Annotated in this window: 22 protein-coding genes; 8 read left to right on the top strand and 14 right to left on the bottom strand. The window is 70.7% G+C overall.

Annotated features, from left to right (window positions below):
- The first annotated feature begins 59 nt into the window (after positions 1 to 59).
- From trpB to F0Q34_RS06835, 4 genes are all read left to right on the top strand, one after another.
- Entirely contained in the window at positions 60 to 1,304 is a 1,245-nt protein-coding gene (gene trpB / locus F0Q34_RS06820; protein ID WP_241665367.1) for a tryptophan synthase subunit beta, read from the top strand.
- Entirely contained in the window at positions 1,301 to 2,170 is an 870-nt protein-coding gene (trpA, locus tag F0Q34_RS06825; RefSeq protein WP_149811425.1) for a tryptophan synthase subunit alpha, read from the top strand. The genes trpB and trpA overlap by 4 nt, the downstream gene beginning before the upstream one ends.
- A gap of 311 nt (positions 2,171 to 2,481) precedes the next feature.
- The gene (rpsA, locus tag F0Q34_RS06830; RefSeq protein ID WP_149811426.1) at positions 2,482 to 4,203 is read left to right on the top strand and encodes a 30S ribosomal protein S1; all 1,722 of its coding nucleotides are present in this window, start codon (positions 2,482 to 2,484) and stop codon (positions 4,201 to 4,203) included.
- Positions 4,204 to 4,364: 161 nt separating this feature from the next.
- Complete coding sequence (locus tag F0Q34_RS06835) at positions 4,365 to 4,955, top strand: malonic semialdehyde reductase (RefSeq protein ID WP_149811427.1); 591 nt, start codon at positions 4,365 to 4,367, stop codon at positions 4,953 to 4,955.
- 27 nt (positions 4,956 to 4,982) lie between these two features.
- Here F0Q34_RS06835 and F0Q34_RS06840 read toward each other — a convergent pair whose 3' ends face one another.
- The 10 genes from F0Q34_RS06840 to F0Q34_RS06885 form a co-directional block, all read right to left on the bottom strand.
- Entirely contained in the window at positions 4,983 to 5,546 is a 564-nt protein-coding gene (locus F0Q34_RS06840) for a DUF1269 domain-containing protein (protein ID WP_149811428.1), read from the bottom strand.
- Positions 5,547 to 5,641: 95 nt separating this feature from the next.
- The gene (hisA, locus tag F0Q34_RS06845) at positions 5,642 to 6,367 is read right to left on the bottom strand and encodes a 1-(5-phosphoribosyl)-5-[(5-phosphoribosylamino)methylideneamino]imidazole-4-carboxamide isomerase (protein ID WP_149811429.1); all 726 of its coding nucleotides are present in this window, start codon (positions 6,365 to 6,367) and stop codon (positions 5,642 to 5,644) included.
- Between the two features lie 10 nt (positions 6,368 to 6,377).
- On the bottom strand, positions 6,378 to 6,947 hold the full coding sequence (locus F0Q34_RS06850) for a GNAT family N-acetyltransferase (RefSeq protein ID WP_149811430.1): 570 nt from the start codon (positions 6,945 to 6,947) through the stop codon (positions 6,378 to 6,380).
- Position 6,948: 1 nt separating this feature from the next.
- Positions 6,949 to 7,602: an imidazole glycerol phosphate synthase subunit HisH gene (gene hisH / locus F0Q34_RS06855; RefSeq protein WP_149811431.1), complete on the bottom strand. Its 654-nt coding sequence runs from the start codon at positions 7,600 to 7,602 to the stop codon at positions 6,949 to 6,951.
- Positions 7,599 to 8,027 (bottom strand): DUF2628 domain-containing protein, encoded by a 429-nt coding sequence (locus tag F0Q34_RS06860; RefSeq protein WP_149811432.1) that lies wholly within the window; start codon positions 8,025 to 8,027, stop codon positions 7,599 to 7,601. The genes hisH and F0Q34_RS06860 overlap by 4 nt, the downstream gene beginning before the upstream one ends.
- Positions 8,024 to 8,629 (bottom strand): imidazoleglycerol-phosphate dehydratase HisB, encoded by a 606-nt coding sequence (gene hisB / locus F0Q34_RS06865; protein ID WP_149811433.1) that lies wholly within the window; start codon positions 8,627 to 8,629, stop codon positions 8,024 to 8,026. Before hisB ends, F0Q34_RS06860 begins: the two co-directional genes overlap by 4 nt.
- 137 nt (positions 8,630 to 8,766) lie before the next feature.
- Positions 8,767 to 9,336, bottom strand: a complete 570-nt coding sequence (locus F0Q34_RS06870) for a NifU family protein (RefSeq protein WP_149811434.1) — start codon at positions 9,334 to 9,336, stop codon at positions 8,767 to 8,769.
- Positions 9,337 to 9,433: 97 nt separating this feature from the next.
- Positions 9,434 to 9,913: a universal stress protein gene (locus tag F0Q34_RS06875; RefSeq protein WP_149811435.1), complete on the bottom strand. Its 480-nt coding sequence runs from the start codon at positions 9,911 to 9,913 to the stop codon at positions 9,434 to 9,436.
- Positions 9,914 to 10,723, bottom strand: a complete 810-nt coding sequence (locus tag F0Q34_RS06880; protein ID WP_149811436.1) for a TIGR02186 family protein — start codon at positions 10,721 to 10,723, stop codon at positions 9,914 to 9,916.
- Positions 10,720 to 11,634 carry a sulfite exporter TauE/SafE family protein gene (locus F0Q34_RS06885; RefSeq protein ID WP_149811437.1) on the bottom strand — a complete coding sequence of 305 codons (915 nt, stop codon included), beginning with the start codon at positions 11,632 to 11,634 and terminating at the stop codon, positions 10,720 to 10,722. Before F0Q34_RS06885 ends, F0Q34_RS06880 begins: the two co-directional genes overlap by 4 nt.
- A gap of 150 nt (positions 11,635 to 11,784) precedes the next feature.
- Here F0Q34_RS06885 and F0Q34_RS06890 point away from each other — a divergent pair, with 150 nt between their 5' ends.
- The 4 genes from F0Q34_RS06890 (at position 11,785) to F0Q34_RS06905 (ending at position 15,670) form a co-directional block, all read left to right on the top strand.
- On the top strand, positions 11,785 to 13,401 hold the full coding sequence (locus F0Q34_RS06890; protein WP_149811438.1) for a bifunctional metallophosphatase/5'-nucleotidase: 1,617 nt from the start codon (positions 11,785 to 11,787) through the stop codon (positions 13,399 to 13,401).
- 144 nt (positions 13,402 to 13,545) lie between these two features.
- Positions 13,546 to 14,292 carry an amino acid ABC transporter ATP-binding protein gene (locus F0Q34_RS06895; RefSeq protein WP_149811439.1) on the top strand — a complete coding sequence of 249 codons (747 nt, stop codon included), beginning with the start codon at positions 13,546 to 13,548 and terminating at the stop codon, positions 14,290 to 14,292.
- An 11-nt stretch (positions 14,293 to 14,303) separates the two neighbouring features.
- Positions 14,304 to 14,984, top strand: coding sequence for an amino acid ABC transporter permease (locus tag F0Q34_RS06900; protein WP_149811440.1), 681 nt, complete (start codon positions 14,304 to 14,306; stop codon positions 14,982 to 14,984).
- A 14-nt stretch (positions 14,985 to 14,998) separates the two neighbouring features.
- Positions 14,999 to 15,670: an amino acid ABC transporter permease gene (locus F0Q34_RS06905; protein ID WP_149811441.1), complete on the top strand. Its 672-nt coding sequence runs from the start codon at positions 14,999 to 15,001 to the stop codon at positions 15,668 to 15,670.
- Between the two features lie 135 nt (positions 15,671 to 15,805).
- On the opposite strand, the gene F0Q34_RS06910 is transcribed toward F0Q34_RS06905, so the two are convergent.
- The 4 genes from F0Q34_RS06910 to F0Q34_RS06925 form a co-directional block, all read right to left on the bottom strand.
- Positions 15,806 to 16,567, bottom strand: coding sequence for an alpha/beta fold hydrolase (locus F0Q34_RS06910; RefSeq protein ID WP_149811442.1), 762 nt, complete (start codon positions 16,565 to 16,567; stop codon positions 15,806 to 15,808).
- Positions 16,568 to 16,597: 30 nt separating this feature from the next.
- Positions 16,598 to 17,971, bottom strand: a complete 1,374-nt coding sequence (locus F0Q34_RS06915; RefSeq protein WP_149811443.1) for a GDSL-type esterase/lipase family protein — start codon at positions 17,969 to 17,971, stop codon at positions 16,598 to 16,600.
- 80 nt (positions 17,972 to 18,051) lie between these two features.
- A complete protein-coding gene (locus tag F0Q34_RS06920) occupies positions 18,052 to 18,699 on the bottom strand; it encodes an acetyltransferase (RefSeq protein ID WP_241665368.1) in 648 nt (215 codons plus the stop codon).
- Positions 18,677 to 20,674, bottom strand: a complete 1,998-nt coding sequence (locus F0Q34_RS06925) for a potassium transporter Kup (protein ID WP_149811444.1) — start codon at positions 20,672 to 20,674, stop codon at positions 18,677 to 18,679. Before F0Q34_RS06925 ends, F0Q34_RS06920 begins: the two co-directional genes overlap by 23 nt.
- Positions 20,675 to 20,707 lie beyond the last annotated feature (33 nt).

Consider the following 20,707-nt stretch of genomic DNA (forward strand, 5'->3'; position numbering starts at 1 on the left):
GGCCCCTACCCGTTCCGGGCGACCCGCGCTAACACTGGCCTTCGAATACGGAGGCAACCGTGAACCAGCAGCCCCTGCCCAATTCCCTCCGCCAAGGCCCCGACCTGCGTGGCCGCTTCGGTGAGTTCGGCGGCCGCTATGTCGCCGAAACCCTGATGCCGGTGATCCAGGAGGTCGAGCAGGCCTACAACGCCGCGCGCAACGACCCGGCCTTCATGGCGGAATGGCGAAGGCTGCTGAAGGATTACGTGGGCCGCCCCAGCCCGCTCTGGCTGTGCGAGCGGCTGACGGCGCATTGCGCCGCGGAAAGCGGCCGCGACGACCTCGGCGCCAGGATCTACTTCAAGCGCGAGGAGCTGAACCACACCGGCGCGCACAAGATCAACGCCGTGCTGGGGCAGATCCTGCTGGCCCGGCGCATGGGCAAGCCGCGCATCATCGCCGAAACCGGCGCCGGGCAGCACGGTGTCGCCACCGCCACGGCCTGCGCGCTGTTCGGCCTGAAATGCGTCGTCTACATGGGCGCCACCGATGTGGAGCGCCAGGCGCCCAACGTGTTCCGCATGAAGCTGCTGGGCGCCGAGGTGATCCCCGTCACCTCCGGTGCCGGCACGCTGAAGGACGCGATGAACGACGCCATGCGGGACTGGGTCGCCAATGTGGCGGACACCTATTACTGCATCGGCACGGTGGCCGGCCCGGCCCCCTTCCCGCAGATGGTGCGCGACTTCCAGTGCGTGATCGGCGAGGAAACGCGGCAGCAGATCCTGGCCGCCGAGGGGCGCCTGCCGGACGCGCTGGTTTGCGCGGTGGGCGGCGGCTCCTCCGCCATGGGGCTGTTCCATCCCTTCCTGGATGACAAGGACGTGGCGATCTACGGCGTCGAGGCCGCCGGGCGCGGCATGGACACGGCGGAGCACGCGGCCTCCCTCAACCGGGGTCGCCCCGGCGTGCTGCATGGCAACCGCACCTACCTGCTGCAGGATGGCGACGGGCAGATCCAGGAGGCGCATTCCATCTCGGCCGGGCTCGATTACCCCGGCATCGGCCCGGAGCATTCCTGGCTGCACGAGATCGGCCGCGTCACCTATGTCGGCGCCACCGATGACGAGGCGCTGGCGGCGTTCCAGCTCTGCTCGCGCCTGGAAGGCATCATCCCGGCGCTGGAATCGGCGCATGGGCTGGCGCATGTGCTGAAGCTGGCGCCCACCCTGCGGCGCGACCAGACCATCATCCTCAACCTGTCGGGGCGTGGCGACAAGGACATCTTCACCGTCGCCAAGCACCTGGGAGAGCAGCTGTGAGCGCGTCCGGTTCCACGCAGGAATGCTTTGACCGCAAGGGCCGCATCGCCGCGCGCTTCGCCAAGCTGAAGGCCGAAGGGCGCGGCGCGCTGATGCCCTTCGTGGAAGCCTATGACCCCGATCCCGCCACCTCCATGGCGCTGCTGCGGGGCCTGCCCGGCGCGGGCGCCGACCTGATCGAGATCGGCGTACCGTTTTCCGACCCGATGGCGGACGGGCCGACCATCCAGTTGGCGGCGCAGCGGGCGCTCAAGGCGGGCGGCAGCCTGGCCGGCGCGCTGGCCATGGTGCGCGACTTCCGGCGCGAGGATGACGACACCCCCATCGTGCTGATGGGATACCTGAACCCGATCCTCTCCTATGGCATCGAAAGCTTCTGCACCGAGGCCGCCTGTTCCGGCGTGGACGGGCTGATCGTGGTGGACCTGCCGCCGGAGGAAGCCGCCGAGCTGGCGGTGCCCGCCCGCGAGCAGGGGCTGGACCTGATCCGGCTGGTGGCCCCCACCACCGATGAGGAACGCCTGCCCCGCGTGCTGGAAGGTACCAGCGGCTTCATCTACTACGTTTCCATCGCCGGCGTGACCGGCACGCGCAGCGCCACGCGCGACGCCCTGGCGGACGCGATTCCGCGCCTGCGCCGCCACACCGACCTGCCGATCGCCATCGGCTTCGGCATCCGCTCGCCGCAGCAGGCGGCGGAAGCGGTGCAGCTCGCCGATGGCGCGGTGGTGGCCTCGGCGCTGATCGCGACCCTGGCGGATTGCCTGGACGAACGCGGCCGGGCACGGCCGGACACGCTGCGCCGCGTGCTGGATCAGGTGCGGGAACTGGCGGAAGCGGTGCGCGGCGCGCGGGTCACAAGCTGAATTCGGCGCGTGCCCGGCGGCGGGCGATTGCCGCCGGGTGCCCCCGGCCTGGCCGTCGCGAATGCGGCGGAGTCGATTCCCCTTGACGCCTGGGCGGCACTGTCCTAGGCGATCGTTGCACCCTGGAGCCATATGGCTGCAGGGCGTTCGGCCTATGGCCGGACCGGAATAGGCGGGCCGACACGCCGCCTGTCATATAAGGGCTGAGCAGCATCCGCCACAGGGTGCCCGGTCAAGCCGTGCCCATGCGAATGGGGGCGCAGGAACCCTCCGCGACGGCTCGTTGCGGCGGATCAGGAACATCGCACTTCATGGCAAATGCCAACAGCCTTTCCACGACCCAGGGTGGCATGGAAGACTTCGCCGCCCTGCTCGACGCCACTCTGGGCGCCGATACCGGCTTCGCCGGCTCCGTCGTTACCGGCAAGGTCATCCGCGTTGACGACGATTTTGCGGTCGTGGATGTCGGGCTGAAGTCTGAGGGCCGCGTCCCTCTCAAGGAATTCGCGCCGCAGGGCCAGAAGGCCGAGGTCAAGCCCGGCGACGTCATTGAGCTGTTCGTCGAGCGCTACGAGGACCGTGACGGCTCCATCGTCCTGTCCCGCGAGAAGGCCCGCCGCGAGGAAGCCTGGACCAACCTGGAGAAGGCCTTCAACGCGCAGCAGCGCGTGAACGGCGTGATCTTCGGCCGCGTCAAAGGCGGCTTCACGGTTGACCTCGGCGGTGCCGTGGCCTTCCTGCCCGGCTCCCAGGTCGATATCCGCCCCGTGCGCGATGTCGGCCCGCTGATGGGCTCGCCCCAGCCCTTCCAGATCCTGAAGATGGACCGCGCCCGCGGCAACATCGTGGTTTCGCGCCGCGCTGTGCTGGAAGAGACGCGCGCCGAGCAGCGCTCGGAGCTGATCCAGGGCCTGAAGGAAGGCATGATCCTCGACGGCGTGGTCAAGAACATCACCGATTACGGTGCGTTCGTGGACCTCGGCGGCGTGGACGGCCTGCTGCATGTCACCGACATCGCCTGGCGCCGCATCAATCACCCGAGCGAGGCCCTGACCATCGGTCAGCAGGTCCGCGTGCAGGTGATCCGCTTCAACTCCGAGACGCAGCGTATCTCGCTCGGCATGAAGCAGCTGATGTCCGACCCGTGGGAAGGCGTGGCGATCAAGTACCCGGTGGGTGCGAAGTTCTCCGGCCGCGTGACCAACATCACCGACTACGGCGCCTTCGTGGAGCTGGAGCCGGGCGTCGAGGGTCTGGTCCACGTCTCCGAGATGAGCTGGACCAAGAAGAACGTCCACCCGGGCAAGATCGTCGCCACTTCGCAGGAAGTCGACGTGATGATCCTGGACGTGGACGAGCCGAAGCGCCGCATCTCGCTCGGTCTGAAGCAGGCCCAGGGCAACCCCTGGGAGCTGTTCCTGGAAAGCCACGGCCCCGGCTCGATCGTCGAGGGCGAGATCCGCAACATCACCGAGTTCGGTCTGTTCGTGGGTCTGGCTCCCGAGATCGACGGCATGGTGCACATGTCCGACCTGTCCTGGGACGTCGCCGGCGAGCAGGCGATGGCCGAGTACCAGAAGGGCCAGGTCGTCAAGGCCAAGGTGCTGGATGTTGACGTCGAGAAGGAGCGCATCTCCCTCGGCATCAAGCAGCTGGCCGCCGACCCGGCCGCCGAGGTGCTGGACCGCGTCCGCAAGGGCGATGTCGTCACCTGCACCGTGACCAAGGTCGAGCAGAACGGCATCGAGGTGAAGGTCGACGAGGTCCTGACGGGCTTCATCCGCCGCGCCGAGCTGGCCCGTGACCGTGGCGACCAGCGCCCCGACAAGTTCGCCATCGGCGAGAAGGTCGATGCGAAGGTGACGGCCGTTGACCGCGCCGCCCGCCGCCTGGCCCTGACCATCAAGGGCAAGGAAGTGGAGGAGGAGCGCGAGGCGATGAAGGAATACGGCACCACCGATTCCGGCGCTTCGCTGGGCGATATCCTCGGCGCGGCCATCCGCCGCCGCAACCAGATGGCCAGCGACGAGTAATCCTCGCCGCTCCCGCTGGGAACATGAAGCGCTCCGGATGGTCCGCCATCCGGGGCGTTTTTCGTGGCGGCCTTTCCCGCCGGCGCCATTGCCTTCGGACGGGATTGGCATCATGCCGGCGGCGGCCCATTCTGTGCTGCACTGCACAGGAGTGATTCCCGATGGCCGAACCCCTTGGCGCCGCCGCGCTCGACCAGCTGTTCCGCACCGCCCGCACGCACAACAAGTGGCAGGACCGGGCGGTCTCCGACGAAACGCTGCGCACGCTCTACGACCTCGTGAAGCTGGGCCCCACCAGTGCCAATTGCGCGCCGGCGCGCTTTGTCTTCATCCGCACCGAGGAAGGCAAGGAGAAGCTGCGCCCGGCACTGTCCTCCGGCAATCTGGAGAAGACCATGACGGCCCCGGTGGTCGCCATCGTCGCCTGGGAGGTGAAGTTCTACGACAAGCTGCCGGTGCTGTTCCCGCATGCCGACGCCAAGTCCTGGTTCACCGGCAGCGCCGCCTTCGCGGAAGCGACCGCGTTCCGCAACTCATCCCTGCAGGCCGCCTACCTGATTCTGGCCGCGCGCTCCCTGGGGCTGGACACCGGCCCGATGAGCGGCTTCGACGCCGCCAAGGTGGATGCGGCCTTTTTCCCAGATGGCGGCTGCAAGACCAACATGCTGGTCAATCTCGGCCATGGCGATGAAAGCGGCCTGTTCGGCCGCCTGCCGCGGCTGGATTTCGACGAGGCCGTCACCCTCGCCTGACCGGCGGCGCGGCGCCCGCCCGCGGCCTCAGCCGCCGGGCGGCGGCATGGCGCTGGCCGGCGGCGGCGCCCCGGCGCTGGCCTGCCGGTCGGCCAGGGCTTCCCGCAGCCGCGCTTCCTGTTCCGGCGACAGGGAGGTGCGCATCACCCGCCCCTGGAGGCCGGCGAATTCCGCCATCACCTTTTCCGGCTGCACCTTGCGGATCAGCACAAACAGCGCCGACGAATTGTTGGGAATGGTTTGCGCCAGGGATCTGATGAAGTCGTCATTGATGCCGTAATCGACCATCGAGCCCGACAACGCGCCCGTGCCGGCGCCGATCGCCCCGCCAATGGCCATGCCGGCCAGCGGGTTCAGGAACAGCAGCCCGACCAGCGATCCCCACAACGCGCCCGAAAGCCCGCCCGAGGCGGCGCCGGTCGCGGTCAGGTTGATGCTCTGCTTGAGGCGCACCTCGCCTTCGGCATCGCGCACGGCGATCACCGCGTCCTCAAGGTCGATCAGGTATTCCTGGCGCAGCTTGGCCAGCTTGGCCAGCACCTGGTCGGCCTGGCCGGGATCATCGAAGCCGACCACCACGAGTTCCGACATGCCGTTTGGTTCCTTTTCCCGCGCCCTCCTCGCGGAGGGCCGACAGCCGCTTAACGCGCCTGCGGGAGAAGCGGTTCCATGGCGGCGGGCGGCGCTCAGGCGCGGCTGGCGGCCGCCATCGCCTCTGCCGGCGTCACCCGGCCATCATACAACGCGCGGCCGATGATGGTGCCGGCGATGCCGCCCGCCGCCTTCAGCGCCACGATGTCCGCCGCTCCCGCCACGCCGCCGGAGGCGATCACCGGCGTCGAAAGCCGCCGCGCCAGCTCCGCCGTGGCCTCCACATTGACGCCGCCCAGCATGCCATCCCGCTCGATATCGGTGTGGATGATGGCCGCCGCCCCGGCATCCTCGAAGCGCAGCGCCAGGTCGAGGGCGGACACGCCGCTGGTCTCGGCCCAGCCCTCGGTCGCCACCATGCCGTCCCGCGCATCGATGCCGACCGCCACCTTGCCCGGAAAGGCGCGGCAGGCGGCGTGGGCGAAATCTGGGTCCTTCACCGCGGCCGAGCCGAGGATGATCCGGGCGATGCCGCGGCTCAGCCAGGCCTCCACCGTCGCCATGTCGCGGATGCCGCCGCCGAGCTGCACCGGACGGGTGGTGCTGGCCAGGATGGCGGCCACCGCCTCGGCATTCGCCGGGCGGCCAGCGAAGGCGCCGTCGAGATCCACCACATGCAGCCATTCAAAGCCCGCCTCGTCGAAGGCGCGGGCCTGGGCGGCGGGGTCGCCATAGATGGTGGCCTGGGCCATGTCGCCGCGCTTCAGGCGCACCACCTGGCCGGCCTTGAGGTCGATGGCGGGGTAAAGGGTGAAGGTCATCGTCAGTTCCTCAGCCGCCGGCCCGCATGTCGAGCGGGCGGCCATGCGGCGGCTCCAGCAGCTTGAAATAATAATGGCCGGAAACCGTGCGGCCGCGCACCCGCGCATAGGCCGGATGGGTGCCCCAGCGGGTATAGCCCAGCCCCTCGAACAGGTTGATGGCGGTGCTTTGCGTTTCGCGCACGTCGAGGTTCAGCACCCGGTGGCCGAGCGAGGCGGCGCGTTCCTCCACCCGCCGCACCAACAGCCGCGCGAGACCATGCCCGCGCGCATAGGGGGCGATGTAGGCATGGGTCAGCTGCGCCCCGAAGGCCTGCGCCTCGTTGTTGCGCGGCGGGCGGATCAGCTGGGCGGAGCCCACCGGCACGCCGTCCAGCCGCGCGATGAACAGCTCGATCGCCGGCACCAGCAGCACGCCCCGGAAATGCCGCGCCAGCGCTTCGCGCCCCTGCGCCTCCACCCAGCCGAAGCCGCCGCCCTCGATGATGGCGGCATCCGTCGCCTCGCAAAGGTCGGCGAGGTCGGCCTCGTCGAGGGCCTCGGTCCGCTCGACCAGCAGCTCGTGATCCAGCGCCGCCATGTCAGGGCGACCAGCGGAGGAAGTTGGCCAGCATGCGCAGGCCGGTGAACTGGCTTTTCTCGACATGGAACTGCGTGCCGAACAGGTTGTCGCGGCCGATGATGGCGGCAACCGGCCCGCCATAATCGGTGGTGGCCAGGGTTTCGCCCGGGCGGCCGCCGGACAGCGCGTAGGAATGCACGAAATAGGCATGGTCGCCCGGCGCCACGCCGGCCAGTACCGGATGCGGATCGGGGGCGAAGTCGAGCGCGTTCCAGCCCATCTGCGGCAAGGGCAGCGGCGCGCCCGCCTCGTCGCGCGGGTCCATCGGCGCCATCTCCCCGCCGATCCAGCCGAGGCCGGGCGTGACGCCATGCTCCAGCCCGCGCTCCACCATCAGCTGCATGCCGACGCAGATGCCCAGAAAAGGCACGGCGCGGCGGATCGCCGCTTCCTGCACCGCTTCCACCATGCCCGGCATGGCGTCGAGCCCGCGGCGGCAGGCGGCAAAGGCGCCCTGGCCAGGCATGACGATCCGGTCGGCGCGGGCCACGGCATCGGCCCCGGTTTCCACCGCGATGTCGGCCTGGAGGCCGGCATCCCGCGCCGCGCGGTGCAAGGCCCGCAACACCGAGGCCAGGTTGCCCGAACCCGGGTCCACAACCGCCACCTTCATGCCGCCGGCCCTCCTGCTTCCAGAACCGCCCAGTCCGGCCGGGCCTCCAGCGCGCGCCGCAGCGCGGTTTCCTCGTCCGCCGCCAGCACCACGGCGGCGGCGGGGCGCCCGCGCCGCGCCAATTGCCAGCGGCGCAGATCCTGCGCGTGCAGGCCGGCCAGAAGATGCGCCGCGACGCCCAGCGGCAGGCCGACACCCGCCGGCGCCAGCAGCATCAGCGCCACGGCAAAGGCCAGATAGGCCAGCAGCGGCCACCACAGCCGGTGCGCCAGGAACCAGGGCGCCGGCAGCAGCGCCGCCAGCATCGAGAAGCGCTCGGGGATCAGCACCAGCCCGCCTGGAAGCCTGCGGGCGGGCGCGGCGCCGGCTGCGGGCACGGAGGCCGGGCGGCGCGGAGGCGGATGCACGGTCCAGGCGCGGCTCATCCGTCCAACGAGCCCTTGGTGGAAGGGATCGCGCCCATCGCGCGCGGGTCCGGCTCCACCGCTTCGCGCAACGCGCGGGCCAGCGCCTTGAAGGCGGCCTCGGCGATGTGATGCGCATTGGTGCCGGCCTTCTGGACCACATGCAGGGTAATGCCCGCATTGATGGCGAAGGCCCGGAAGAATTCCTCGAACAACTCGGTGTCCATCTCGCCCACCTTGTCGCGCGGAAACACAACGCTCCAGGCCAGGAAAGGTCGGCCGGAAATGTCGATGGCGGCTTCCACCAGCGCCTCGTCCATCGGCACCGTGGCGGCGCCGTAGCGGCGGATGCCGCGCTTGTCGCCCAGCGCCCGCTTCACCGCCTGGCCGAGCACGATGCCTACATCCTCGGTGGTGTGGTGGAAGTCGATATGCAGGTCGCCCTTCGCCTCGATCTCCAGGTCGATCAGGCTGTGGCGGGCCAGGGCGGTCAGCATGTGGTCGAGAAAGCCGATGCCGGTGCCGATGCGCGACTGGCCGGCGCCATCCAGGCGAAGCTGCAGGCGGATCTGCGTTTCGCTGGTGCTGCGAGCGATGTCGGCGGTGCGCGGCTTGCTGTCCATGGGGGGCTTCCTAGACCGGCGGCCAAGGGTTGCCCAGGGGATGCGGCACGGATTGTGGCGCGCCGCCGGGGCGGCCCGCCGGCACAGGCGGCGCGGAGCGGCCGGGCGCCTGCCCGGCCGCTCCGCGCCGGAATGGATCAGACCTCGACCTGTTCCACCGCGACGACCTCGGGCACGTAGTGGCGCAGCATGTTCTCGACGCCATGCTTCAGCGTGGCGCGGGAAGACGGGCAGCCCGAGCAGGCGCCCTGCAGATGCAGCTTGACGATGCCGTCGCGGAAGCCGCGGAACACGATGTCGCCGCCATCGCCGGCCACGGCCGGGCGCACGCGGGTGTCGAGCAGTTCCTTGATCTGCGCCACCACCTCGGCATCGGCCGGGTCGCTGTCCTCCAGCGCGTCGTCGCTGTCGGCATGCTCGGCCAGCAGCACCGGGCGGCCCGCCATCAGGTGCTCCATCAGCAGCGCCAGCACCTGCGGCTTCAGCGCCTCCCATTCCGTGTCGCTGGCCTTGGTGACGGTGACGAAATCCGCCCCCAGGAACACCCGCGCTACGCCGTCGAGGCCGAACAGGCGCTCAGCGAGGGGCGAGCGGGAAGCGGCCTCGGCGGAGGTGAAGTCGGCGGTGGCGCCGGCCCCCAGCAGATCCTGTCCGGGCAGGAATTTCAGCGTGGCGGGGTTTGGCGTGGATTCCGTTTCGATGAACATGGCGGCGCTTTTCCGTGCGTGGTGGTCGGTTATCCGTTTGAAGCGGATGTGGGCCATCCGGTGCCCGGCTGCAACCGCAAACGCCCCCCGCCGCCCTTCAGGTGACGCGGTCCAGCTCCGCATCGTCCAGATTGCCCGGCACAATGGTCAGCGGCACCCGAAGCTGCGGCGCGTAGCGCCCGGTCAATGCGGTGATCAGCGGGCCCGGCCCGCCGCCATTGACGCCCGAGGCCAGGATCAGGATCGACAGGCGCGGGTCCTCCTTCAGCAGGGCCAGCAGCTCATCGCGCGGCTCGCCTTCCCGGATCAGCAGGATCGGCAGGCCGCCGGTGATCTCCTGCACCTCGGCGGCGAGTCCCGAAAGCAGCTTCTCGGCTTCCTCCCGGCGTTCCTCCTGCAGCATGGCGCCGACGCCGGCCCATTCCACCGTGCCCTCGGGCTCGATCACCCGCAGCAGGGCGACGCGGCCGCCGCCATTGCGGGCGCGCAGGCAGGCATAGCGCATGGCGACGCGCCGTTCCGCGCTGTCATCCACCATCACCAGGAAAACACGGTCGCGGCGCGCGGCCTCGGGCATTCATCCCCTCCGGAACAACACGCTGCCGAACCAGCCGGCGAAGGCGGCCAACAGGATGCAGGCGAAACCGTACAGCACCGGCTGGGCCGCCGCCACATCGGCGATGCGGGCGGCGGCGCCGACGCGCTCCACCCGGAAGCCCAGTTCCTGGCGCGCCACCACGCGGCCGGCGCGCACCAGCATCACCTGCACCTGGTAGTCGCCGGTATCGGTGGTGGCGGGCAGCGGCAGCCGGGCGCGGAACAGCCGGGCGCCGGAGATCTGCACCGCTTCCTCCTCCTCATGCCACAGCCGCGCATCCTGCTTCAGCTTCATCAGCGCCTGGCGGTAATCCGGGTCCTGGATGCCGAGGGATTGCAGCGGCAAATGTTCCAGGCCCAGCCGCTTCGCCTCGCGCTCCTCCGGCGGCAGCATGTCGCGCAGCGGCCGGGTGCCCGCCATCAGGTAGAAGCCGGGCACCTGCCGGAACCGGGCGGACGGCCCGTTGAACCAGAGGCCCAGCACGCGGATCTTGCGGCGGACGATCATCGGCTCGGCGCCGCTCTGCACCACCACCAGCACGTCGTCGCCGCCTTCACCGCCCAGGAGGCGCTCTGTGGCGCCGAACACCAGCAGCTCGGTGCCGCTGAAGCCGGTGGTGATGTCCACCCGCTGGTGCGACAGCTCGGCCACCAGGGGCGGGCGGGCGGCGGCGGGGTTGCCGGGGGCGGGCGGCGGCGGCGGAGGCAGCGGCGCCTGGGCATGGGCCGCGCCGCCCGCCAGGGGCAGCAACAGCCCCAGCGCCAGCAGAACCGCCTGCCACCGCCTCATGTCGGGATCGGGCCGATGGCGAACAGGCTCTCCGGCGTCGCCACCAGCCCCCACAACAGGCTGAGCGCCACGCCCAGCACCAGCAGGCCGAGCAGGGCGCGGGTTTCCTCGCCGCGCAGCCGCGTGCCCATGGAGGCGCCGAACTGCGCGCCCGCGACGCCCCCCACCAGCAGCAGCAGGGTCAGCACGATGTCCACGCTTCCGGTCTGCACCGCCTGCAGCAGCGTGACGTTGGCGGCGACGAACACCACCTGGAACAGGGAGGTGCCGATCACCACGGCCGTCGGCATGCCGAGCAGGTAGATCATGGCGGGCACCAGCATGAAGCCGCCACCGACGCCCATCACCGCCGACAGCACGCCGATGCCGAACCCCACCACCATCGGCGGGATCACCGAGATGTAGAGCCGGGACTTGCGGAAGCGCAGCTTGAAGGGCAGCCCGTGCATCCAGAGATGCGCGTGCAGCCGGGCCGGCCCACCGGAGCGGCGGCGGCGCAGGATGGCGCGCACGCTTTCACGCACCATCAGCCCGCCGACGCTGCCCAGCACCACGATGTAGAAGATCGACACCGCCAGATCGACCTGACCCTGGCGGCGCAGCCAGGCGAACAGCGTGACCCCCAGCGCCGAGCCCAGGAAGCCGCCGGCCAGCAGCACCAGCCCCATGCGCGGATCGACATTGCCGCGCCGCCATTGCGCGATCAGCCCGGACACCGAGGCGCCCAGCGTCTGGTTGGCGCCCGAGGCCACGGCCACCGGCGCGGGGATGCCCACCAGGATCAGCAGCGGGGTCAGCAGAAAGCCGCCGCCCACGCCAAACAGGCCGGAAAGCCATCCCACGCCGAAGCCGATGCCCAGAAGCAACATCGCATCGACCGACATCTCGGCGATCGGCAGATAGACCTGCATCGAGATTCCAGTCCGCAGCCAGTCACAGGACGTCCGCCGGGCTGCCGCCCGCCGGCCGGTTCGCACAAGGGACATTCCGAATACGGCAAGTCTTGGGCTAAAGCATGCCTACAAAGAGAGTTCGGTGCCTCCAACCGGGAATCGCCGCCGATGCACGCCTCCATGTCCCGCCGTGCCCTGCTGGCCACAACATTGGCGGCCACCCTGGCCGCTCCGGCGCTGCGCGGCGCCCGGGCGCAGGGCCTCGGCTCCCGGGTCAGCCTGCTGCACCTCAACGACTTCCACGCCAAGCATGACGGGCAGCAGCCCACCGGCGGCACCTGCCGGGCCGACCGCCCCTGCACCGGCGGCTCGGCGCGACTCGCCAGCGGCTGGAGCCTGCTGGAAGCGGAGGCCCGCGCCGATGGCCGCGGCGTGCTGCGCCTCGATGCGGGGGACCAGTTCACCGGCAGCCTTTACCACACCGCGCATGGCGGCCGGACCGAGGCGGCGGTGCAGCGCGCCACCCGCATCCATGCGATGACCCTCGGCAACCATGAATTCGACGGCGGGCCGGAGCGCCTGGCGGATTACGCGGCACTGGTCGATTTCCCGCTGCTTTGCGCCAATCTCGATGCCCGCCGCGAGCCGCTGCTGCGGGGCCGGATCGGCAGCCATGCCGTGTTCCGCCACGGGGAGCAGCGCATCGGCCTGATCGGCCTGACCACCGAAACCACGCCCGAAGCCTCCTCCCCCGGGCCGAGCGTCGCCTTCACCGATGCGCGGGAAGCGGCGCTGCGCGCCATCGCCGCCATCCGCGCGGAAGGGCCGGCGACCATTGTGCTGTTGTCGCATCTGGGCGTGGTGCCGGACCAGCAGCTCGCCGCCGCCATCCCCGGCGTGGACCTGATCATCGGCGGCCATTCCCACACCCTGCTGGCCAATGGACTGCCGGAAGCCGAGGGCCCTTCCCCCCTGCTGGTGGACGGGCCGGACCGCCCGGTGCGCATCGTGCAGGCCGGCGCCTATGGCCGGTGGCTGGGGCGGCTCGACCTCGACCTGGCGGCGGACGGAACGATCCTGGCGCATGGCGGGCGGGTGCTGCCGGTCACGCCGGAACTGCCGGAAGATCCTTCCGTCGCCGCCCTGCTGGCCGGCTATGGCGCGCCGCTGGCCGAGCTGCGCGCCCGGCCGGTCGGGCAAAGCCCGGTGGCCCTGCCCAACAATGATTGCCGGAAGGGCGAATGCGGCCTCGGCAACCTTGTCGCCGATGCCATGCTGGCCGCCGTGCCGGGCGCCGAGATCGCGGTCACCAATGGCGGCGGGCTGCGCGCCGGGCTGCCGCAGGGCGCCGTGTCGCTGGGCGACGTGCTGGAGGTGCTGCCCTTCGGCAACACCCTGGCCACCATGACCATCCGCGGCGGCGACCTGCGGGAAGCGCTGGAGATCGGGCTCAGCCGCTACGAGCAGAATGGCGGCGGCTTCGCCCAGGTGGCGGGGCTGCGCTACGGCTTCGACCCCGGCGCGCCGGCCGGGCGGCGGGTCACCGCCATCAGCGTGCGCGAGGGCGATGGCTACCGTCCGCTCGACCCGGAACGGGCCTATCGCGTGGTGACCAACAACTTCAACCGGCGCGGCGGCGATGGCTACACGCCGTTCCGCGACAAGGCGCTCGACGCCTATGACAACGGCCCGCCGCTGGAGGATGTGGTGGCGGCCTATATCCGGATGGGCGGTGCGTCCCGTTCCCGGCTCGACGGGCGGATCGAACGGCGCCAGGGTGGCTGACGCCGCCGCGGCGGGATGCGTCCGGCTTCCGCGCCCAGCGGCGCCCGGCACCCGGGCCGGAATCCGAAAAACCTTGTGCTTGGCCATTCCGCGCCTTTCCCGGCACGGTTATGACCGGCATCCGACCCATACCCAGGAGAGCTGATGACCAGCACGGCCCCCATCATCGACGCCCGCGGCGTCTGGAAACGGTTCGGCGGGCTGGCGGTGCTGAAAGGCGTGGATCTCAGCGTCGCCGAGCGCGAGCTGGTTTTCGTGATCGGCCCCTCGGGCTCCGGCAAATCGACCTTCCTGCGCTGCCTGAACCGGCTGGAGGAGCCGGATGACGGCTCCATCCAGGTGGACGGGATCGAGCTGCTGAGCCCGAAGACCGACATCAACGCCGCCCGCCGCCGCATCGGCATGGTGTTCCAGAGCTTCAACCTGTACCCGCACATGACGGCGCGGCAGAACGTGATGCTGGCGCTGCGCAAGGTGCTGGGCCAGAACAAGGACCAGGCGGCCACGGTCGCCGCCCGCGCGCTCGACCGCGTCGGCCTGGCCGAGCGGATGGACCATTACCCGGCGCAGCTTTCCGGCGGCCAGCAGCAGCGCGTGGCGATCGCCCGCGCCATCGCGCTGGAGCCGCGCGTGATGCTGTTCGACGAGCCGACCTCCGCCCTCGACCCCGAGCTGGTGGGCGGCGTGCTGAACGTGATGCGGGAGCTGCGGCAGGACGGCATGACCATGGTGGTGGTGAGCCACGAGATGGCCTTCGCCAAGGCCGCCGCCGACCGCGTGGTGTTCATGGCCGATGGCCAGAAGCTGGAGGAAGGCCCGCCGGCGCAGATCTTCGAGGCGCCGCAACACGAGCGCACCCGGGCCTTCATCCGCCAGATCGACCGGCACTGAGGCCGCCCGCCATGGATGGCCTGAACAATTTCATCTTTTCCTTCTTCAACCTTAAGGTGATGGCGCAATACCTGCCGCTGGTGGCGCAGGGATTGGCGCTGACGGTGGTGCTGGCGCTGCTGATCGTGGTCTGCGGCCTCGCCCTCGGGCTGTTGTTGGCGGTGCTGCGTTCCTTCGGCATCCGGCCGCTGAACTGGCTGATCATCTTCACCGTGGACGTTTTCCGCGCCCTGCCGCCGCTGGTCATCATCGTGCTGCTGTTCTTCGGCCTGCCGGCGGCGGGGATGTCGGTGTCCGGCTTTGCCGCCACCTGGCTGTCCCTGACCCTGGTGCTGATGGCCTTCGCCGAGGAAATCTTCTGGGCCGGCATCACCGCCGTGCCCAAGGGCCAGTGGGAGGCGGCGCGCTCCACCGGCCTCACCTTCCTGCAAACGCTGCGCATGGTGGTGCTGCCGCAGGCGCTGCGCATCACCATCCCGCCGCTGACCAACCGCACCATCGCCATCACCAAGGGCACCGCCCTCGGCTCCGTGGTGGGCGTGGCGGAGATCCTGGGCGCCGCGCAGAGCGCCATGTCCTTCTCGGCCAACCCTTCGCCGCTGACGCTGGGGGCGATCGCCTATCTGGTTCTGTTTGTTCCCGTTGTCGCCCTCGGTCGCTGGATCGAGACGCGCTTCGCCTGGAAGCGGTAAGGGGTCGCACGCTCATGGAAGACTTCCTGTTCGCCTTCCTCAACTGGGACATCGTGACCCAGGCCTGGCCGATCCTGTGGCGCGGCTTCGCCTACACCCTGGCGCTGTCGGCGATGACGGTGCCGCTGGGGCTGGCGGGCGGCGTGGCGCTGGCGCTGCTCGCCACCTCCGGCCCGTGGTGGGTGCGGCTGCTGGCGGCGGGCTGGACCGATTTCTTTCGCGCCATCCCGCCGCTGGTGCTGCTGGTGTTCCTGTATGCCGGGCTGCCCTTCGCCGGCATCGATGTCGGCGCCTGGGGCGCGGTCGCGCTGGGCTTCCTGCTCAACACCGGCAGCTATTACGGGGAGGTGCTGCGCGCCGGCATCGAAAGCGTGCCGCGCGGCCAGATGGAGGCGGCGCGCTCCACCGGCCTCACGCGTGGCCAGGCGCTGGCCCATGTCGTGCTGCCCCAGGCGGTGCGCAACGTGCTGCCCGACCTGGTCAGCAACACGCTGGAGGTGGTGAAGCTGACCTCCATCGCCTCCGTCGTGGCGCTGCCGGAATTGCTGTTCCAGGCGCGGCAGGCGCAGAACGCCACCTACAACGCGACGCCCATCGTCGCCGCCGCCATCGCTTATTTCCTGCTGTTGTGGCCGCTGGTGCGGCTGGTGTCGCGGCTGGAGAACCGGGCCATGGCGGGGCGCTGAAGCAGATCCCGGTTGGGTGGGATCGCCTGATCGGGTGAAGGTGCCGGAAAAAACGGCGAACCAGGGCATGGGGCGTTAGCCGGGGCGGATGGAAAATGCCCTGGCGTCCTTCCCGCGGCGTTCGCGGGCAGGACGCTAGACCCGGACGAAGCCCGCGATCCGCTCCGCCACCCAGCGGGGCGCTTCCAGGGGCAGCAGGTGCGCCGCCCCCGGCGCCACGGCCAGCTTCGGGTCGGCGAAATGCGGCGCCATCAGCCGGCGCTGCGCGTCCAGGCCGAGGTCGCCATCCTTCTCCCCCGCCAGGATCAGCGCCGGGGCGTTGAGCAGCCCGATGCGGCGGGACCAATCCTCCCGGCTGCCGCGCTCCAGCCAGGCCGTCCAGGCGGCACGGTCGGCGCGCAGCACGTCCTCCACCGCAAGGGCGCGCAGCTTCTCCGGCAGCGGGGCGGCGGTGCTGGCGTCGATGAAGCCTTCCGCCTCGGCGCAGGATTGTTCCGCCGGCCCGGCGAACCAGCCCAGCATGCGGCGGCGGCGTTCCTCCGCCATCGGTTCCGGCGAGGGCGGCGAGCCGGCCAGCGTCACCAGCCCGGCGAGGCCGGACAGGCCGGGCGCGCCATCCTCCGCCTGGCGGGCGATGGCGGTGGCAACCTTGGCGCCCATGCTGTGCCCGGCCAGCCACCAGCGGCGCGGGGAGCGGGCGCGGATCTGCCCGGCGATGCAGGCGGCCATGGCGGCGACATCATGGCCGCCCATTCCCGCCGCGTCGCCGAAGCCGGGCAGGTCCAGCGGCGCGAAGGCCAGGGCGGGCGGCAGGTGCTCCGCCACCTCCTGCCATTCGCGCGCGCTGCCACCGAGGAAATGCAGCGCGAACAGGATGGGCCGGGATTCGAGGGGCATAAATGGCAGATTGGCTCCCGGCCCGCCGGATCAAGCGGGCGGCAGCACCGCCCGCGGCTCCACCGCCATTCCCATCGCCAGATAACCGGCACGGTTGGGGTGCAGCTTGTCGCCCGGGCCGCCGATGGTGGAATCCGGCACCATCTCCGGCCGCAGCCCGCCCGTGGCGGGGTCCAGCGTGGCGGCGTCGAAATCCACCACCGCGTCGAACAGCCCGCCCTCGCGGATGAAGGCGTTCAGCGCCTTCCGCTTCCCGTCCTGCTCGGCATGGCCATGGGCGGCGCTGGTGCTGCCCAGCGCCGATGTCACCGTGGCGCCCACCACCCGGATGCCGGGGATGGCGGCGCGCAGCCGCTCCACCCCCTGGCGCATGCCGTCCCGCACCGCCTCGAAGCTGGCATTGCCGTTGCGGCTGAAGTCGTTGGTGCCTTCCAGCCAGACCACGGCGCGGATGCCGGACAGCGAGATGATGTCCCGCTCCAGCCGCGCCAGCGCCGAGGGCCCGCCGGGGAAGGGCTTCTGCGGCCCGTATTCCGCCGGGCCGACCACCTGGTTGCCGCCGATGCCGGCATTCACCACCGCCACCCGGTTGCCAAGGGTGGCGTGCAGCCGGCGGGACAGCACGTCCGGCCAGCGGTCATCGCCATTCATGGTGGAGGCGGTGCCGTCGGTGATCGAGTCGCCGAAGCACAGCACCACCGGCGTGCCGGCGGGCGCCGTCATGTCCACCGCGTCGAGGAAGAACCAGGAGGCGGTGGAGAAGGGGAAGCTCGCCTCGCCCTCCTCCGCGCCGCGCGAGCCGGCGCCGGGCGGGGTCACATAGGAGGTTTGCAGCGCCTTGGCATGCCAGGTCATCGGTCCGGACGGCCCGGCGACGTGAAAGGAAACCGCCATCTTGCGGCCCATCAGCAGCGCCGAATCGGGTTCGGCGGCGAAGGGCAGCTCCACCGCGTCCGACCATACCTGCCCGCCCGGCGGCACGGTGACGGAATCGGCGCCGCCGAAGCGCACGGGCCGGTTGCTGCCCGGCAGCAGCGCCGCGCCGCCGAATTGCAGCCCGGCATGCACCCCGGCCAGTTGCAGCGGGCGGGTGCCGAAGGCGTTGGAGAAGCGCAACCGCGCCCGGCGGCCCCAAAGGTCCGGGCGCAGCACGAGGCGGAAGGTCTGGTCGCGCGCGCCTTCCTCCGGCTGGGGAAAAGCGAAGGACTGGTTGGGCTGGGCCGAGGGATTGCCCACCGGGTAGGGCCCCTGCGCCGAGCCGGTCCAGGCCGTCACCCAGCCTTCCTGGCCGCCCGGCCGCGATTGCCCCTGGCCTTGCGCCTGCCCCTGGGCCTCTGCCGTTCCACCCGCCAGCCCCAGCACGGTGGCCAGCACGGCGCCCTGCGCCAATTCCCTGCGGTTCATGCCGCTTCCTCCTGCGTTCCGCCCCTTGTGGGCGTGGGCGCAGCATTCCATGCGCTGGGCGGCTTGCGAAGCGGCCCGGATCAGCCCGGCAGGGGCCGCGCCGGCACGCCCGCCACCGTGGCGCCGGCCGGCACATCGGCCACAACCGCGGCGCCCAGGGCGACAATGGCATCATCCCCGATGCGCAGGCCCGGCCCCACCCCGGCCTGGAGGCCGATCAGCACGCCGGCGCCGAGCCGCACCCCGCCGCCCAGCACCGCGCCCGGCGCCACATGGCAGGCGGGGCCGATCACGCAATCATGCTCGACGATGCAGCCGCTGTTCAGGATGGCATGCGGCCCGGCCCGCGCCGCCGCGCCCAGCACCGCGCGCGGCATGGCGACGCCGCCTTCCCCCAGTGCCGCGTCCCGCGCCAGCACGGCCGAGGGATGGAGGATCGGCGGCAAGGCGAAGCCGATGGCCAGCAGCGATTCGCCGATGTCCCGGCGCAGCGCGTTGCGGCCCAGCGCCACATGCGCCGCCCGCAGCCCGTCCCGCCACAGCGCGGCGGCGCGCGACACCGGCCCGAGGCAGGGCACCCCCGGCAGGGCGCCGCCGCCATCATCCAGCACCCCCGCCGGCTCGGGCCAGCCGGCATCGCGCAGGGCGGACAGCACCGCCCGGCCATGCCCGCCCGCCCCGATCAGCAGCAGGCGCGGCAGCGCCTCAGATGGCGATGCGGACGCCAAGCTCGACCACCCGGTCGCTGGGGATGCGGAAGAACTCGGTGGCCGGCATGGCGTTGCGGCTCATCGCCGAGAACAGCCATTGCCGCCAGCCCGCCATCTTCGGCACGGAGGCGGCCACCAGCGTTTCGCGGCCCAGGAAGTAGCTGGCCTGCATCGGCTCGAAGGCGACGCCGTATTCGCGCAGCGCTTCCAGCTCGCGCGGGATGTTGGGCGTTTCCTGGAAGCCGTAGCGCAGCATGACGCGGTGGATGCCGGGCGCCAGCTCCGCCACCTCCCGCCGCTGCGGCGCCTGCGGCACGTCGAGGTTCTCCACCGTGACGAACAGCACCCGCTCATGCAGCACCTTGTTGTGCTTCAGGTTGTGCAGCAGGGCGTTGGGCACGTAGTCGGCCTGACTGGTCATGAACACGGCGATGCCAGGCACACGGATGGTGCGCGACTGCGGCAGCCGGGCCAGAAAGGATTTCAGCGGCAGGCTGTCCTGCCGGAAGCGGGCGAACAGCAGGTCCCGCCCGCGCCGCCAGGTCAGCATCACGGTGAACAGCCAGGCGCCCAGCAGCAGCGGCACCCAGCCGCCATCCGGCACCTTCAGCACGTTGGAGATGAAGAAGGCCGCATCCAGCGCCAGCATGGGCGCGACCACCGCCGCGACCGCCGGACGCGACCAGCCGAACTGCCGGCGGAACACCAGCCCGGCAAGGCAGGTGGTGCACAGGAAGGTGCCGGTCACGGCGATGCCATAGGCCGCGGCCAGGCTGTCCGAATCGTGGAAGGACAGCACCAGGATGACCACGCCGATCAGCAGCGCGATGTTCACCTGCGGCATGTAGATCTGCCCTTCCTCCGTTTCGGAGGTGTGGGTGATGGTCATCCGCGGCAGGAAGCCGAGCTGCACGCATTGCCGCGCGATGGAGAAGGCGCCGGAAATCATCGCCTGGCTGGCGATGATGGTGGCCCCGGTCGCCAGCACCACCAGCGGCAGGCGGAACCATTCAGGGGCCAGCAGGTAGAACGGGTTCTCCAGCGCCGCCCGGTCGGCCAGCAGCAGCGCGCCCTGGCCGAAATAGTTCAGCGTCAGGGCGGGCAGCACCGCCCACAGCCAGACCAGCCGGATCGGCCGCGCGCCGAAATGGCCCATATCGGCATACAGCGCCTCCGCCCCCGTCACCGCCAGCACCACGGAGCCGAGCGCGATGAAGGCAGCCAGGTGGTAGCGGAAGCAGAACTCGATGGCGTAGTGCGGCGACAGCGCGGCCAGCACCGCCGGTTCCCGCACGATCTCCACCAGCCCCAGCACGCCAAGGCTGCCGAACCACAGCGCCGTGACCGGGCCGAACACCTTTCCGATGCTGTGGGTGCCCTTGTACTGCACCAGGAACAGCGCCAGCAGCACGGCGAGCGAGATCGGGATCACCGCGTCGGTGAAGGCGGGGGAGATGACCTTCAGCCCTTCCACCGCCGACAGCACCGAGATGGCGGGGGTGATGATGCCGTCGCCGAAGAACAGCGAGGCGCCGGCGATGCCGATCAGCATGACCAGGTGCCGCCCCGACTGGCCGCGCCCGACGCGCTGCGCCAGGGCCATCAGCGCCAGGATGCCGCCTTCCCCGCGATTGTCGGCGCGCAGGATCAGCAGCACGTATTTCACGGTCACGACCAGCACCAGCGACCAGAAGATCAGGCTGAGCACGCCCAGGATCTCCCACCGCTCCAGGCCGTCGGCCGAGAAGTGGAGCAGCGAGGCGCGCAGGGCATAAAGGGGGCTGGTGCCAATATCCCCATACACCACCCCCAGCACGCCGAGCAGAAGGCCGGGAGCCAAGGTGTTCTTAGCGCCCGGATGATGGATCTGATTCGTCACTGCCGTGCCGTGTTGATGCCGGCGGCAAGGAGTAGGGCGCGGCGGTGCTGCGGTGCAAGAGGCATCGCCGGGGCATGCGGCGTCACGCCGCGCGCTGCTCCCGCCGGGCCGCATCCGCGAAAGCCTCTCGGCAGGGGGCCCGGGGCG

Origin of the sequence: Teichococcus oryzae, from assembly GCF_008386565.1 — a bacterium.
In the GTDB taxonomy this organism is placed as follows: domain Bacteria; phylum Pseudomonadota; class Alphaproteobacteria; order Acetobacterales; family Acetobacteraceae; genus Pseudoroseomonas; species Pseudoroseomonas oryzae.

Coding starts and splice junctions, on each gene's coding strand:
- F0Q34_RS06915 (WP_149811443.1), bottom strand. CDS start 17,971: ATGAACCGCAGGGAATTGGCGCAGGGCGCCGTGCTGGCCACCGTGCTG.
- F0Q34_RS06850 (WP_149811430.1), bottom strand. CDS start 6,947: ATGGCGGCGCTGGATCACGAGCTGCTGGTCGAGCGGACCGAGGCCCTC.
- F0Q34_RS06895 (WP_149811439.1), top strand. CDS start 13,546: ATGACCAGCACGGCCCCCATCATCGACGCCCGCGGCGTCTGGAAACGG.
- F0Q34_RS06885 (WP_149811437.1), bottom strand. CDS start 11,634: ATGCAGGTCTATCTGCCGATCGCCGAGATGTCGGTCGATGCGATGTTG.
- F0Q34_RS06905 (WP_149811441.1), top strand. CDS start 14,999: ATGGAAGACTTCCTGTTCGCCTTCCTCAACTGGGACATCGTGACCCAG.
- F0Q34_RS06900 (WP_149811440.1), top strand. CDS start 14,304: ATGGATGGCCTGAACAATTTCATCTTTTCCTTCTTCAACCTTAAGGTG.
- F0Q34_RS06875 (WP_149811435.1), bottom strand. CDS start 9,913: ATGCCCGAGGCCGCGCGCCGCGACCGTGTTTTCCTGGTGATGGTGGAT.
- F0Q34_RS06880 (WP_149811436.1), bottom strand. CDS start 10,723: ATGAGGCGGTGGCAGGCGGTTCTGCTGGCGCTGGGGCTGTTGCTGCCC.
- F0Q34_RS06910 (WP_149811442.1), bottom strand. CDS start 16,567: ATGCCCCTCGAATCCCGGCCCATCCTGTTCGCGCTGCATTTCCTCGGT.
- hisB (WP_149811433.1), bottom strand. CDS start 8,629: ATGGACAGCAAGCCGCGCACCGCCGACATCGCTCGCAGCACCAGCGAA.
- hisH (WP_149811431.1), bottom strand. CDS start 7,602: ATGAAGGTGGCGGTTGTGGACCCGGGTTCGGGCAACCTGGCCTCGGTG.
- F0Q34_RS06860 (WP_149811432.1), bottom strand. CDS start 8,027: ATGAGCCGCGCCTGGACCGTGCATCCGCCTCCGCGCCGCCCGGCCTCC.
- hisA (WP_149811429.1), bottom strand. CDS start 6,367: ATGACCTTCACCCTTTACCCCGCCATCGACCTCAAGGCCGGCCAGGTG.
- F0Q34_RS06925 (WP_149811444.1), bottom strand. CDS start 20,674: ATGCGGCCCGGCGGGAGCAGCGCGCGGCGTGACGCCGCATGCCCCGGC.
- F0Q34_RS06835 (WP_149811427.1), top strand. CDS start 4,365: ATGGCCGAACCCCTTGGCGCCGCCGCGCTCGACCAGCTGTTCCGCACC.
- rpsA (WP_149811426.1), top strand. CDS start 2,482: ATGGCAAATGCCAACAGCCTTTCCACGACCCAGGGTGGCATGGAAGAC.
- F0Q34_RS06890 (WP_149811438.1), top strand. CDS start 11,785: ATGCACGCCTCCATGTCCCGCCGTGCCCTGCTGGCCACAACATTGGCG.
- F0Q34_RS06870 (WP_149811434.1), bottom strand. CDS start 9,336: ATGTTCATCGAAACGGAATCCACGCCAAACCCCGCCACGCTGAAATTC.
- F0Q34_RS06840 (WP_149811428.1), bottom strand. CDS start 5,546: ATGTCGGAACTCGTGGTGGTCGGCTTCGATGATCCCGGCCAGGCCGAC.